This is a genomic window from Enterobacter sichuanensis (assembly GCF_002939185.1).
Taxonomy (GTDB): domain Bacteria; phylum Pseudomonadota; class Gammaproteobacteria; order Enterobacterales; family Enterobacteriaceae; genus Enterobacter; species Enterobacter sichuanensis.
The window spans coordinates 1-14747 of record NZ_POVL01000075.1; the positions used below are offsets into that span (position 1 = coordinate 1).

12 protein-coding genes are annotated in these 14747 nt (G+C 59.5%); all 12 read left to right on the forward strand.

Translation table 11 applies throughout. The annotated features are described in order from the left end of the window. The first annotated feature begins 147 nt into the window (after positions 1 to 147). The gene (tagH, locus tag C5687_RS22015) at positions 148 to 1908 is read left to right on the forward strand and encodes a type VI secretion system-associated FHA domain protein TagH (RefSeq protein WP_045285511.1); all 1761 of its coding nucleotides are present in this window, start codon (positions 148 to 150) and stop codon (positions 1906 to 1908) included. Beyond that, positions 1905 to 2702: a PP2C family protein-serine/threonine phosphatase gene (locus C5687_RS22020; protein WP_025760036.1), complete on the forward strand. Its 798-nt coding sequence runs from the start codon at positions 1905 to 1907 to the stop codon at positions 2700 to 2702. The genes tagH and C5687_RS22020 overlap by 4 nt, the downstream gene beginning before the upstream one ends. A gap of 16 nt (positions 2703 to 2718) precedes the next feature. Further along, positions 2719 to 3711, forward strand: a complete 993-nt coding sequence (locus C5687_RS22025; protein WP_104557936.1) for a hypothetical protein — start codon at positions 2719 to 2721, stop codon at positions 3709 to 3711. A 9-nt stretch (positions 3712 to 3720) separates the two neighbouring features. Beyond that, entirely contained in the window at positions 3721 to 4533 is an 813-nt protein-coding gene (locus tag C5687_RS22030) for a type VI secretion system accessory protein TagJ (protein ID WP_104557937.1), read from the forward strand. Further along, positions 4526 to 5089, forward strand: a complete 564-nt coding sequence (tssE, locus tag C5687_RS22035; protein WP_104557939.1) for a type VI secretion system baseplate subunit TssE — start codon at positions 4526 to 4528, stop codon at positions 5087 to 5089. Before C5687_RS22030 ends, tssE begins: the two co-directional genes overlap by 8 nt. Positions 5090 to 5091: 2 nt before the next feature. After that, a complete protein-coding gene (gene tssF, locus C5687_RS22040; RefSeq protein ID WP_104557942.1) occupies positions 5092 to 6963 on the forward strand; it encodes a type VI secretion system baseplate subunit TssF in 1872 nt (623 codons plus the stop codon). Beyond that, positions 6960 to 8003: a type VI secretion system baseplate subunit TssG gene (tssG, locus tag C5687_RS22045; RefSeq protein ID WP_095451125.1), complete on the forward strand. Its 1044-nt coding sequence runs from the start codon at positions 6960 to 6962 to the stop codon at positions 8001 to 8003. The genes tssF and tssG overlap by 4 nt, the downstream gene beginning before the upstream one ends. 38 nt (positions 8004 to 8041) lie before the next feature. Beyond that, positions 8042 to 10657, forward strand: a complete 2616-nt coding sequence (gene tssH / locus C5687_RS22050; protein ID WP_104557944.1) for a type VI secretion system ATPase TssH — start codon at positions 8042 to 8044, stop codon at positions 10655 to 10657. A gap of 24 nt (positions 10658 to 10681) precedes the next feature. Beyond that, complete coding sequence (locus C5687_RS22055) at positions 10682 to 12115, forward strand: serine/threonine protein kinase (RefSeq protein WP_104557946.1); 1434 nt, start codon at positions 10682 to 10684, stop codon at positions 12113 to 12115. 25 nt (positions 12116 to 12140) lie between these two features. Then, positions 12141 to 13559, forward strand: a complete 1419-nt coding sequence (locus tag C5687_RS22060) for a Tle-like phospholipase domain-containing protein (protein WP_104557948.1) — start codon at positions 12141 to 12143, stop codon at positions 13557 to 13559. A 35-nt stretch (positions 13560 to 13594) separates the two neighbouring features. Continuing rightward, the gene (locus C5687_RS22065) at positions 13595 to 14320 is read left to right on the forward strand and encodes an ankyrin repeat domain-containing protein (RefSeq protein WP_286089153.1); all 726 of its coding nucleotides are present in this window, start codon (positions 13595 to 13597) and stop codon (positions 14318 to 14320) included. Positions 14321 to 14349: 29 nt separating this feature from the next. Beyond that, the coding region (locus C5687_RS22070; RefSeq protein WP_202911310.1) for a hypothetical protein at positions 14350 to 14747 on the forward strand (398 nt) is incomplete at its 3' end.

Genomic DNA, 14747 nt, shown 5'->3' on the forward strand with positions numbered 1-14747 from the left:
TGTGCTAGTTGCTACCGGGCGATAAAAGAACCGTTTCAAATGATGCCCGATATTTAAACTGTCCTTTGCCTTAACCCCCAAACGCCGCCGTTCTCACCCCCGAGAGCGGCAGCGTTTGAGCGCTAATCATACCAGCAGGAATACGCCATGCGATTCACGATTATTTCTACGAAACCCGGTCATCAGCCGCCGCAGAGCAGCTGTGATTTTTACGCCCCGGGCGGCACCATTGGGCGCGGTACGGATAACAATCTGGTCTTGCCGGACAATGACCGCACCATCTCGCGTCTGCAGGCCATTGTTCACGTTGACGCCCAGGGCGAATGCCGCGTCACCAACCGTGGCAGCGTCACCCGCGTGGTATTAAATGACATTCCGCTGGAGCGGGGCCGTCAGGTTGAGCTGCAGGATGGCGACATTCTCGGCATTGATGACTACCGCATCGAAGTGACCGAGCTTATCCACGACACCCAGCCGGTGAGCCGCATGGCCGCCAGCATGCAGCAGCAGGCTCGTCCGACCGTTGCGCCAGCACCGGTTGCGCAGCCGAAACCGGCAAGCGCCGCACCGCGCGGTAAGGCTGAGCCAACTGCCGTGCCGTCGGAAATCTGGGACAGCCTGATGCAGGAGTTTTCCATCTCCGACAGCATCTCCCGCAACCGGACGAAACCGCAGCCTGCGGCGTCTCACGATCCCTTCTCCCAGCCCGCCGCACCGGAGCGTAACGCCGAAGATCCGCTGGCGATGTTCAATGACAGCGATCCGAAGCTTGAGCGTAAGAACGTCGATCCAGATACCTTGTTCAGCGATGAAGCGTTGTTCAAAAAAGAGAGCATCTTTGATGACGTCACCCCTTCAACCCTGGTGCCACCGGTAGAGAGCAAACCCGCGCCAGCAGAAGAGGCGACGGATGAACTCGACCCGCTGGCCCTGTTTGGGGGGGCGGCCAGCGCGCCAGCCGCCCGTAATGATGACCCGCTCGGGCTGATGGGCGGGGCGCCGTTAACTCATCCGGACGAGATTGCCGACCAGAAGCCGGAGCCAAAGCCGGAACCTGAGCCGGAGGAGGACGTGCTGGCCGGGTCCCCGCTGTTCGCCCCTGAACCGCAGGAAGCCCCGCGAGCTGAAGAAGCACCCCCGCGACAGGATTACGCAGGCTTCACTATGCCTACACCGCAGGCCGTTGCGCGCAGTAGCAGTCAGGCGCCCAAGGGACGGCTGCGTATCGATCCGGTCAATAACGCCGCCTCACCCGGCGCCACGGCGAACAACGGTGAGAAGGGCGAAGTGCTGCAGGGCGAGCTGCTGGAGGCGCTGCTGGAAGGTATGGGCCTGAGCGAAATGCAGCCGGTGCCGCAGTTTGACCGGGAAAACATGCGTCAGCTGGGGCAGATCCTCGGTATGTTCTCCCAGGGAACCGTGGCGCTGCTCTCCTCGCGCTCTATCCTCAAGCGTGGCGTCAAAGCCGACATGACAATGGTGCTGGACGACGCTAACAACCCGTTCAAGCTGTTGCCGACCGGGAAAACCGTCCTCATCCAGATGTTCGGTACCCCCATGCCGGGCTTTATGCCGCCGACGAAATCCGTGCGCGACGCGCTGATCGATCTGCAGGCGCACCAGCTGGGGATGATCTCCGGTATTCGCGCCATTATTGCCGCGATGCTCCAGTCCTTTAACCCGGAACAGCTGGAAGAGCAGGCGAAACAGAACGGCATGACTTCTCGCCTGGCGCTGCCGGGAAGCCGCAAAGCCGCCCTGTGGGACTATTTTGTTCGCAGCTACGGCGAGACGGCAGGTGAGATCGAGGATGACTTCCACACCCTGTTTGGCGAAGCTTTCCTTCATGCCTATGACATGGAGGTGAATCAGTACAAAGACTCACAGAGCGGATCGGAAGACAAATGAATATCGCAACGGCTTCTCTCTCCCGCCAGGGGACGCGCGCCAGTAACCAGGATCAGACGGGAGAAACCATTGGGGAACGCTCAGCCTGCTTTGTCGTCTGCGACGGCATCGCTGGCCTGCCGGGCGGGGAGGTGGCCGCTGAACTGGCCCGCAACAGCATTATCTCCCGCTTCGATGGCAACAAACACCTTAATGCGCAGCATATCCGCGACTACGTGCAGACCGCGAATCGCACCATTCTCAGCGAACAGCAGGCCGTGCAGGACTACCGCCGGATGGGCACGACGCTGGTCAGCCTGTTCATTGACCGGGATTATGGGCTGGCCTACTGGGCGCACGCCGGGGACAGCCGCCTGTACCTGTTTCGTCGCGGCTGGCTGTGGCACGTCACCACCGACCACAGCCTGGTGCAGCAGATGAAAGATGCCGGGCACCAGACCGATAACCTGAACAGCAACCTGCTGTATCTGGCGCTGGGGATTGAAAACGGTGGGCCAGAAGCGAGCTATAGCGACGTAGTGCAGGTTGAAGACGGCGATGCGTTTTTACTGTGCACCGACGGCTTCTGGCACGGCGTCAGCGAAGAGCAAATGAAGCAGTCGCTGCATATGGTCAATACGCCGCAGGAGTGGCTGACCTTAATGAACCAAATCATTCAAAAGAATGGCGAACAGGAGGGGAATGCTCAGGATAACTATACCGCCCTGGCGGTATGGATGGGCAACCCTCAGGATACAACATTGCTGCACACCCTCTCTGATGCAGCACAATTTCTTCCCTGCGGAACTGATTAGACACACAAGGAACGCTATGAAACTTTGGCTATCGGGTTTGGCACTTCTGGTGGTGACCTCCACCGCTCAGGCTGAGAATTTCCGCATCGTGCAGTCTCCTGCGCAGAAGCTGGATATCTGGATCGACAACATCAAAGACAACACCCCGCAAAGCTGGTGTAAGCCAGAGGTGGCGTTGCGTATCGTGGCGAACGGCAAGAAAGACGTCTCTGTGCTGGAAAACTTTGTCCCGCGTCTTGGCTCGCTGCTGGAGCACCAGTGCAGCAAACTCAATAAACTCAGCTGGACGCTCAACGATCCGGCGGGCACGACGCTGGCACAGGGCACGGCAGGCAAAGCGCAGGATTGGGCGCTGGTGGTGAAACAGGCGGAGGCTGCGACTGCCGCGACCGAAACCGCTGCCAGCGGCGCATTACTCCCGCCAGACCAGAATGTGGCTACCCAGACTGCGCCCGCCGACCGCACGCCGTGGCAGGAGTTTACCCTACAGGACGGCTGCCATCTGCGCACCTTCTGGGAAGGTGGTGCATCCGCACCGGCGCTCTTCATTCCGGATTCTGAGACCACCCGCTGCGGTAACGGCAGCTGGCTGAGCGGACACACTGTTATCTCCCAGTCCCGCAACGGCGGGCAGAAAGAGATGGCCGTGACCTACATTCACGGCTTCCCGGTGACCGGGTTGAACCAAAACGCCGACCCGGAAAACGCCCTGATCACCTCCGTCAACAAAGAGCGCATGGTCTTCAGCACGTCTGACAGCGACCAGAGCTGGATGATCCTGCCTTACGATGACGCCCTGAACAGTTGGAAGAGCAACGGCACGGTGGCGGTAGAAATTTCGCGCGAAGTCGCCAGCGACGATGCAAAACTGCAGGCGCGTATCGCCGCGGTGAAAAAAACGTGGAGCGCCTGGGTTGCGCCCGGCACCCCGCTGAATATTGTGCTGATTGACACCCTGCGTCCTCAGCTGCGGGATCCGGCAGTTGGCGCATGGCGCGCGGCGAATTAAGGAATGGCTATGAATACGCTCTATCAACACCTGGCGGGTGAGTCGCTCAACGAGGCGCTGGCGCGTCTGGAGGCTGAAATCAAAGCCCGTCCTGCAGACGCCGATCTCCGCGCCGCGTTCGTGCAGTTTTTAACCCTCAGCGGCAACTGGTCACGGGCCCTGACCCAGCTGAAGAGCTGGCTGGCGCTGAAGCCTCAGGCGAAGCCCACCGTCACGCTGCTGGAGCAGGCCATTCAGGGCGAACTGCAGCGCGCGCAGGTGATGGCGGGTGCGCTGCGTCCTGCCATGCCTGAAACCCAGTGGCCGTGGCTCGCGACGCTTGCCGCAGCGCTTAACGAAAGCGACGAACGCGCCCACGCGCTGCGTCTGGAAGCCCTTGAACAGGCACAGGCGAACGCCGGTCAGTTGACCTTCGAAAACGAAGAGACGCAGGCGTTCGAATGGCTGATGGACGGTGATGCCCGTCTGGGCCCCGTCTGCGAAACCCTGGTGAACGGCCGCTATTTCTGGCTGCCGTTTAACGCTATCGCGGAGATCCGTTTCCAGGCGCCGGCCAGCGTTACTGACCTGGTCTGGCGTCATGCGCTGGTGCGTTTGACCGACGGTACGGAACAGGTGTGTCAGATCCCGGCGCGCTATCCGTTTGCGGCCGATGCCTGCGATGCGGTCAAGCTGGGGCGCACCACCGACTGGCGCCCGCTCGACGATGACGGCACCCTGTACGAAGGAATGGGGCAGAAGGCCTGGCTGAGCGAGCAAAGCGAAAGCCCGCTGCTGTCGTTAAGCCTCGTGACGTTTGCAACGGATGGAGCCGATGAGTAATCCCGCTGGCGAAGGCGATCTGCTGCGCAGCGGCTGGCAAGCCCGCAGCAAGCAGGAGAAGGTGGGGGCGCGCGACAAAATGCAGCCCTCGCTGCTCGATCGTCTCACCGATAACGACCCGGAGAAAAAACGCGAGCCGGCTAACAGCAACCTGATTACCCACGCCGCGCTGCGTCGCAACGTGTTGCGGGATCTGCAGTGGCTGTTTAACACCATCAACCATGACGCCTCCGGCGATTTGAGCGCCTTGCCGCACGTGAGCCGCTCGGTGGTGAACTTCGGCGTTGCACCGCTGGCCGGGAAGCGCATGTCGGATATCGAATGGCATGACATTCAGCGCAAACTCACCGAGGCCATCATCAATTTTGAACCGCGTATTTTGCTGCAGGGGCTGCAGGTCCGCTGCGTGTCGGATACCTCCTCGCTGGATCTGCACAACGTGCTCTCCATCGAGATAAAAGGGCGTTTGTGGTGTGTGCCGTACCCGCTGGAGTTCCTGTTTCGCACCGATGTCGATCTGGAAAACGGCCACTTTGAACTGAAAGATGCGGGGTAATCATGGAAAGTAAACTGCTCGACTATTACAACCGTGAGCTGGCCTACCTGCGCGAAATGGGGGCCGAGTTTGCCGAACGCTACCCGAAAGTCGCCGGAAGGCTGGGCATGCGCGGCATCGAAGTGGCGGATCCGTATACTGAGCGCCTGATGGAAGGGTTCGCGTTTCTGACCTCCCGCGTGCAGATGAAAATGGATGCGGAGTTTCCGCGTTTCTCCCAGCGTCTGCTGGAGATGATAGCGCCGAACTACCTTGCGCCGACCCCCTCGATAGCGATTGCACAAATTGAACCTGACAGCAGCCGTGGCGATCTGAGCAACGGCTTCATTGTGCCGCGCGGCACCATGATGGACAGCCTGGCGCTGAAGAAAACCGGCGTAACCTGCAGTTACACCACGGCGCACGAGGTCAATCTGCTGCCGTTGAAAATCGACAAGGTTGAGCTGGGCGGCGTGCCGGCGGATCTGCCGCTGGCGCAGCTGGGTCTGAGCCAGCGCGGTATCAACAGCGCGCTACGCATCCGCATTGCCTGCGACGGCCCGCAAAACCTTGGTCATCTGGATTTCGACCGCCTCGAGCTTTTTCTCAGCGGTCCGGACATTGAAGCGCTGAAGCTGCTGGAGCTTGTGATGGAGCATCATGCCGGGATCGTCTGCCAGACGGTCAGCCCGCATCCGCAGCGGCAGTTGCTCCCGTCGGATGCGCTGCGCCAGGAGGGCTTTGAGCCGGATCAGGCGCTGCTCCCGGACGATCTGCGCAACTTTGACGGTTACCGTCTGCTGCAGGAGTATTTCGCCTTCCCGGCCCGTTTCCGCTTTATCAGCCTCAGCGGACTGAGCACGCTTGTGCAGCGTTGTGACAGCGAAAAAGCGTTCGATATCTTCATTCTGCTGGATAAGTCGGATGAACAGCTGGAGCGCGTGGTCGACACCAGCCATATGGCCCTGCACTGCACGCCGGTGATCAACCTGTTCCCGAAGGTGGCGGCCCGGCAGAAGCTGAGCGAAGGTCAGCATGAATATCATCTGGTGGTCGATAACATTCGCCCGCTGGACTATGAAATTTACGCGGTGAATAAAATCTACGGCAGCGCCGACGGGCAGCGCGACGACCAGACGTTTCGTCCTTTCTGGAGCACCTGGAGCGGGGACGCGGGCAACTACGGAGCCTATTTTTCACTGCGCCGGGAACAGCGCGTGCTCTCTGAACATGCCCTGCGTTACGGCACCCGTACCGGCTATATCGGTTCTGAGGTGTTTGTGTCGCTGGTGGATGAACAGCACGCGCCGTGGCAGGAGAACCTGCGCTACATCTCTGCCGAGGTGCTCTGCACCAGCCGTGACCTGCCGCTGATGCTGCAGCAGGAGCTCGGGCAGTTCATTATGGCTGACTCCATGCCGGTGAAATCCCTGACCCTGCGTAAAGGCCCGACGCCGCCGCGTCCGGCGCTGGCTGAAGGGTTCAGCACCTGGCGCCTCATCAGCCAGCTGCAGATGAACTACCTCAGCCTGATGGACAGCGATAACGAAGACGGCGCAGCCGCGCTGCGTCAGCTGTTAGGGCTGTATGCCAACCTGGCTGAGACGCCAGTTGCGCGTCAGGTGGAAGGGGTTCGACACTGCGTGCTGGAGCCGGTTCACCGCCGCGTACCGGAGCCTGGCCCGGTCGTTTTCGCCCGCGGGATTGGCATTACCCTGACGGTAGATGAGCGGGCGTTCTCCGGTGCCAGCCCCTGGCTTTTCGGCAGCGTGCTGGAGCGTCTCTTTGCCCGGCTGGTGTCCATTAACAGCTTCACGGAATTTACCCTCAAGAGCCAGCAGCGCGGCGAGATCGGCTACTGGGCACCGCGGATGGGTAAAAGGGCGCTGCTATGAGTGACGTTGCTGCCGCACCGCTGCGCGTACACCGCCTCACGCCGCTGCCGGACAGTTTCTGGCGCGGCGTTCGCGAAACGCCGTGGCGCTACGATCTGTTCCAGTTGTTAAGACGCATTGATGCCCAGGGCGGCGAGCGCTATCCGCTGGGGCGCGCGCCGCTGCCGAAATTTGAACCGTTACGCATCGGCCAGCAGCCATCGATGAGCTTTGCGCCTTCCACGGTGGCGCAGGTGCGTCAGCGCGAAGGGAGCGGGCTGCATGAGGTGTCTATCCTCAGCTTCGGCCTGTTTGGCCCGAACGGCCCGCTGCCGGTCCACATGACGGAGTACGCCCGCGAGCGTATTCATCATCATCAGGACAGCAGCCTGAGCGCCTTTGCCGATCTGTTCCATCATCGCCTGACGCTGCTGTTTTATCGCGCCTGGGCGGATGCGCAGCCCGCCGTCTCCCTTGATCGCCCCGACAACAGACGCTTTGAGAGGTATCTGGCGTCGCTGATTGGGATGGGACAGCCGGGTCAAATGAACAAAGGCAGCCTCAGCGCGCATGCCCGCTTTACCCACGCCGGGCACCTGACCCGTCACGGGCGGGATCCGGAGGGGCTGGAAAAGATCCTGCGTCATTACTTTAAGGCACCGGTCAAACTGGTGAGCAACGTCCCGCAGTGGATGCCGCTCTCCGCGCGCGAGCAGGCGCAGCTGGGAGCCGGTCGGCGCATGCCGCGCCTGGGTGAATCCGCCTTTCTGGGCATTGCGGTACGCGACGTGCAGCATAAATTTCGCATCGAGATTGGCCCGCTGAGCGCGGAGGAGTACAACCGCTTCCTGCCGGGCGAAGCCTGGGTCACCGAACTGCGCGACTGGGTGCGCCAGTATGCCGGGGTGGAATTTGAATGGGAAACACGGGTGATCCTGCGCGAAGACGCGGTGCAGGGCACCTCGCTCGGCGGTACCGGGCGATTAGGCTATAACACCTGGCTGGGTCATCAACCTCAGCCTGTCCCGCGTGGCGATCTGGTGTATCGCGCAGAGCGGTAATCCTTCCGTATACCGAATCATTGTTAATGGAAACTAACATGTCAGAAATTAGCCGTGCCGTGCTTTTCGGCAAACTGGATACGCTGTTATTTACCTCTCTGGAAAGCGCCACCGCCTTCTGCAAGCTGCGCGGCAACCCGTATGTGGAGCTGGTGCACTGGCTGCATCAGCTGATGCAGCAGCAGGATGGCGATCTGCAGCAGGTCATCCGCCACTTTGCCCTCGACGAACAGCAGCTGACGCGCGATATCGTTGCCGCGCTGGACGCCCTGCCGCGCGGAGCGAGCTCTGTTTCCGATCTCTCCGAACATATCGACAGCGCCGTGGAACGCGCCTGGGTCTACGGGTCGCTGAAGTTTGGCGTCAGCCGTATTCGCGGCGGCCATTTGCTGATTGGCCTGCTGAAAACCTGGAATCTGGCCAACGTGCTGAAAAGCATCTCGGCGCAGTTTACCCGTCTAAACGTCGAGGTGCTGATTGAGCAGTTCGACGCCATTTGCGCCAACAGCAAAGAGACGCAGCAGGCCGCTGCCGCGGTTGACGCACCGGCGGGGGCGGTTCCGGCCGCTCAGGGGACGCTGGCCCAGTACGGTCAGGATCTGACCGCCCGCGCCCGCGAAGGGAAGATTGACCCGGTTGTCGGGCGTGATGAAGAGATCCGCCAGATGGTCGATATTCTGATGCGTCGCCGCCAGAACAACCCGCTGCTGACCGGGGAGGCCGGGGTCGGTAAAACGGCGGTGGTGGAAGGGCTGGCGCTGCGTATCGCTGACGGCGACGTACCGGAGCCGCTGCAAAATATACAGCTGTGGCTGCTGGATATCGGCATGCTGCAGGCCGGCGCGGGCATGAAGGGCGAATTTGAGGCCCGTCTGCAGGCATTAATCAATGAAGTGCAGTCCAGCGCTACGCCGATCATTCTGTTTATCGATGAGATCCACACCCTGATTGGCGCAGGCGGCCAGCAGGGCACCGGTGACGCCGCCAACCTGCTGAAGCCCGCCCTGGCGCGCGGTCAGCTGCGCACCATCGGGGCGACCACCTGGGCGGAATACAAAAAATACATCGAGAAAGATCCGGCGCTGACCCGTCGTTTCCAGACGGTGCAGGTTCATGAGCCGGACGAAGCGAAAGCCGTTCTGATGCTGCGCAGTACCGTATCGCCGCTGGAGACGCACCACCAGGTTCTGCTGCTCGACGAAGCGGTGAGCGCCGCGGTGAAGCTCTCCCATCGCTATATTCCTGCGCGTCAGCTGCCGGATAAAGCCGTTGCGCTGCTCGATACCGCCTGTGCCCGCGTCGCGGTCAGCCAGAGCGCGCCGCCGGCGCAGCTTGAAGACTGCCTGCGCCATCTTGCCGCGCTGGACGTAGAAATCGGGATTGCCGAACGCGAAGCGCGGGTGGGGGCTGGTGACGCCGGGCGCGTAACGGCCTTACGCGCAGAGCGTGACGCGTATGAGACAAAACGCGACACCCTGGCCCAGCGCTGGGAGGAAGAGCGCAGCCTGGTGCAGGAAATTATCCGCCTGCGTGCTGCGCTGTTTGCGGCCGGTGATGAAGAGAGCGCCGGGCTGCACGACCAGCTGGCGGAGCAGCAGCAGGCGCTGAAAACCTTACAGGGTGACGAACCGCTGTTGTTCGCCGCGGTGGATGAAAACGTGGTTGCGGCAGTGGTTTCTGACTGGACCGGGATCCCGCTGGGCCGGATGGTGAACAACGAAATCGACGCGGTGCTGAACCTTGCCGACACGCTGAACCAGCGGGTCATCGGCCAGCGTCACGGGCTGGATCTGATTGCCCGCCGGGTGAAAACCTCCCGTGCGAAGCTGGACGACCCGAACAAACCGGTGGGCGTCTTTATGCTGTGCGGCCCGTCCGGCGTCGGCAAAACGGAAACCGCGCTGGCGCTCGCGGAGTCGCTGTACGGCGGCGAGCAGAACGTCATTACCATCAATATGAGTGAATTCCAGGAAGCACACACCGTCTCTACCTTAAAAGGTGCACCGCCGGGATACGTAGGGTATGGTGAGGGCGGTGTGTTAACCGAGGCCGTGCGTCGCCGCCCGTATAGCGTGGTGCTGCTGGACGAAATTGAAAAAGCGCACCCGGACGTGCATGAGATCTTCTTCCAGGTCTTCGACAAAGGCTGGATGGAAGACGGCGAAGGGCGCCATATTGATTTCCGCAACACCATTATTATTCTGACGTCTAACGTGGGCACCGAGTTGATCAGCGCCATGTGTGCCGACCCGGAGCTGATGCCGGAGCCGGAGGCGTTAAGCGGCGCGCTGCGCCAGCCGCTGCTGGAGGTGTTCCCACCGGCGTTGCTGGGCCGTCTGCTGGTGGTGCCGTATTACCCGCTCAGCGACGAGATGCTGGGGCAAATTGTTCGCCTGCAGCTCAGGCGCATCCAGCGTCGCCTGGAAGAGAATCACAACATCATTTCTGAGTTTGACGACAGCGTGGTGGAACAGATTGTTCAGCGCTGTACCGAGGTGGAGTCCGGCGGCCGCATGGTGGATGCGATCCTGACCAATACCTTGCTGCCTCAGATGAGCCAGATTTTACTTACCGCCAGCCGCAGCGACGAGCAGTTCCGACGTCTGCATGTGACCTGTGAGCAGGGCGAGTTTCACTGTCAGTTTGCCGCGTAATAATCATCAAGAGAACTGTAAAAGATGACGGATAATGATAACAATCGGACTGTCCCAAACGCGCTCCCGGTCGGGTACCGCTTCAATGAGTTTGAAATCAAAGAGGTGATCGGCGGCGGCGGTTTCGGCATCGTTTATCGCGCGTGGGATCACCAGCTCGAACGCACTATCGCTATCAAAGAATTTATGCCTTCCTCGCTCGCCGTGCGCGGCGACGACATGACCCTGGTGCTGCGCAGCGAGCGCTTTGGCAAAGCCTTTTCCGCCGGGCTGAACAGCTTTATTCAGGAGGCGCGTCTGCTGGCGCGCTTTAACCACCCGAACCTGCTGCACGTTCTGCGCTTCTGGGTGCAAAACGACACGGCCTACATGGGGACGCTGTTTTACAGCGGCACCACGCTGTCGCGCCTGCGTGAAGAAAAGCCGGAGCTGATTAACGAAGCCTGGATCCGCCGTACGCTGCCGATGCTGTTTGGCGCAATCAAGACCATCCACGACGAAGGTTACCTGCATCGCGACATCTCTCTGGATAATATCCAGATCCAGGATAACGGCCTGCCGGTTCTGCTCGATTTCGGCTCCGCGCGTCGCACCATCGGTAACCTTTCTGACGAAACCGAGACCATGCTGCGTCCGGGCTTTGCGCCAATTGAGCAGTACACCGACGACAACGAAAGCGAGCAGGGTCCGTGGACGGATATCTACGCCCTCGGCGCCGTGCTGCGTACCCTGATCGTGGGATCGCCGCCGCCGGTCAGCGTGGTGCGCTCCATTCAGGACACCTGTAAGCCGCTGGTGGAAATCATGCCGCAGGGCTACTCCATTCCGCTGCTGCAGGCCATTGACCGCGCGCTGGCGCTGCACATGGAGGACCGTCCTCAGTCTATTGACGAATTCGCCGCGCTGATTGAGATGCCGGTTGCCGGTATTAACGACGTGCTGACGGCGAAAAAGCCCGGCACGATGCTGGTCCCGGTGGAAGAGGAAAAACCGGCGTCGGCACTCGACTGGCGTCGTTACAAGATCCCAGGCATGGTTGCCGCGGGCGTGCTGGTGGGCGTTGTCGCCGGCGCGATGCTGTTCAGCGGCAGTGGCCATGACGTGCCCGAGCAGGCTGCGCAGGCACCGACAGAAACGCGTCCGGCTGAAACCGCCGCAAACGCGCCAGAGGTGAAGCCAGAAACGGCGACGGTGAGCGAGCAGGCCACTGCGCCAGCGACAGCGCAACAAACGCCACCGCCTGTTGCGAGCCCGGTTGCGTTGGTCTATATCCGTATTCTCGATGGCGAAACGCTGAAGGTGAACGGCGAGCCTAAAGCGCTGCGTCCGGCAAATAACGGCTATGCGTCGCTCAAACTGCCGGCCGGTGAGACGAAGATTGAACTGCAGGGCAACGGAAGAACGCGTAGCCAGACGCTGGATATCGTTAAGCCGGGCACCTGGCTGGTAAATCCGTAAGTCAGGCCGGTACAGGACGGAGCGAATGTATAACATTAAGTTTGTCTATCTGTTCAGCGAGAACGTTGCGCCAGCGCTTTTTGCGAAAATTATCCGCCCGTCCGTCGCCGGGCAGTGGATTATGTCGGTGCCAGACCATTCGCTGCGCTCACTCTTCACGCGCTACGATTTACTGCGATCCATCACTGGCGCAAATCCCTATCAGTCCGGGCGCGATACGCGCAAGCTGATTGCGCAGGATCTCGATATGGGCAGGATCGTGGCGATTGACGAGAGTTTTCGCAGCTGGTCGTCGGTAACGGAAATCTTTTACATCAACGCAAAGGGGCGGCTTCAGGCCGCCTCGCTCACCGGGCTGGGCTGGTACCCGGTAAGCAATATCGTCGATCGTTACGAAACGATGGTGCGCACCTATGGTTCCCGCCCTGCGCCAACGGAGCTGCCGACGCAGGTGGTGAAATCCAAAGCGGCGCAGGTGCCTGACCAGCCGACGCCGGGCAAAGACGGTAAAACCTATGCCTCTCAGTTGCAGAATATGACCAAAGCCGAACGCTGGCAGGCCCGTAAGGACCTGATTGCGAAGGGCAGCAACAGTCTCTATCCGGATGCGCAGATCGCGGCTAAGCGGTTAGCGGCGAATAACATTGCGGTGGAGAAAGCGAAGCTTGCGGAAAATGTTTATAAGACCGTTAACCCGCTGGAAACCACGCCGGGGGTACCGGAGGGGTGGAAGGATATCAGTAATGATGCCGCCGCGCTGAAGAAGCTTGGGCTAAACCGCAAAGCCCTTTTTGACAATACAGCCTCTCCTGATTTTCTGGCCCGCGTATATCAACCCGACCCAGAGGTGTTTGGTCGTGATATGAACCCAACGTTGGTTTTCAGAGGATCACGGCAACCCGAATTTTTCCCCATGAAGAACATGGCTGACTGGAAAAATAACGGTGCGCAAGGGCTTGGCATGGCGTCAGATTATTACAAAAGAGCGGTGGGGCTAGGCGAACAACTCTCTAAATCCGGACAACAAGTGGACATCGCGGGTCACTCGCTGGGGGGCGGATTAGCCTCTGCGACCTCGATGGCCAGCGGTATGCCGGGATGGACCTTCAACGCGGCCGGACTGCATCCTGGGACCGTAGAGAAATACGGCGGAAGTTTGCTGGGCAGTACGGAAAATATTCAGGCTTACCGGGTTGAAGGTGAACTGCTGACAAAAATTCAGGAAGTTAACCTTTGGGAAGATTTCAAAACGGTTAAAGGACACGTGCCGGCGCTGATAGCCAAAGAAGAGCTTTCTGCCGTCATGCCTGACGCTGCCGGGATTGCACACGACCTTCCGGGGGGAACGGGGGGCGCTCTGGATCGCCATGGAATTGGTCAGGCAATTAACTGTATTGAGCAACAGAAGGATGAAGACATCGCTATTATTGGGAGTCGCGCGTGAAATCATTGATTACTGGCTGGATAGCGCTTTGTTTAATGTTAATGGTGCAGGGGTGCAAGCAAAATATGGATTTGAAACCAGACAATTACTTCAGCGGACAGCAGCTCACCTTAGCGCGTGCCATTGAGGCCGGTGAGGTGAATGAAGTTGTTAAGCTCGCTTCGCAAACCGACCTTAATACGCCCGGTAAAGAGGACATGACGCTGCTGTTTTGGGCGGTGATGAATTCAATTAACGATAAGAAAACACCGGATCAATTAAAGATTATTACCGCGCTGGTCAAATCGGGGGCAGATCCACTGCAGCCACGACCTCGGGGGGAGAGCAGTCCTGCAGAATTTGTCCTGAAAGCGGACAGCGGCGTCTGGATAAAGGCGATGCTGGAGGGCGGATTACCGCCGGATGCGAAGGACAAAACGTTTGGGGAACCGATTATCTTCGAAACCCTCGAAGCAAAAAACACCGATACGCTCCAGGCGATGCTTGATGGCGGAGCGGATATCAATATCACCAACTCACTGGGTAATACGTTGCTGATCGCCGCGCTGGATTTTCACTCTTACGACCATGTCCTGCTTTTGCTGGAGCGTGGCGCAAACGCTGAGATCAAGGCGGATAATGGCTGGACAATGGCCAACCAGCTGCAGCGTTATCTGAACCGGGCGAAAGAGGGCAGTGACGAATATCAAAAACTGACTGAAATTAAGGACGCGCTTATTCAGCATGGTGGTAAATGGCCTCCCGCGCCGGTGAGTCAGTGATGTCGTTAAACCGTGAGCTTCCTTAAGCAATGATGACTGTTAAAAAGCAGGTTTTCATTTTCTGGGGAACGATGGATGCGCTGGCTGTTGCGATCTACTGTGCGCAGTCTGTACGCCATGACAGAGTCCCCTTTGTATCCGATATCTTCTCCTTCATTGCGACAGGAAACGGGCCTTCTGGTGGTGGGGATAGCGTTCTGCTGCTGTTCTTTATTCTCGATTTCCTGTTGCTGTTGTCGCTTTTTGCCTCAGCATGGTGCTTTCTGACAGGGAAGCCTTTTGCGAGCAAACTGGCGCTCTGCCAGGAAGTTTTCCGCCTGATCTCTTTCCGGTGTTCGGTGACCCTTTTTCCGCTGTTGTTGAACCTCATGGGGGCCCAGAACGTCTGGCTGAATAGTGTTTTGTTTATATTCTCAGAGTTTCTAAG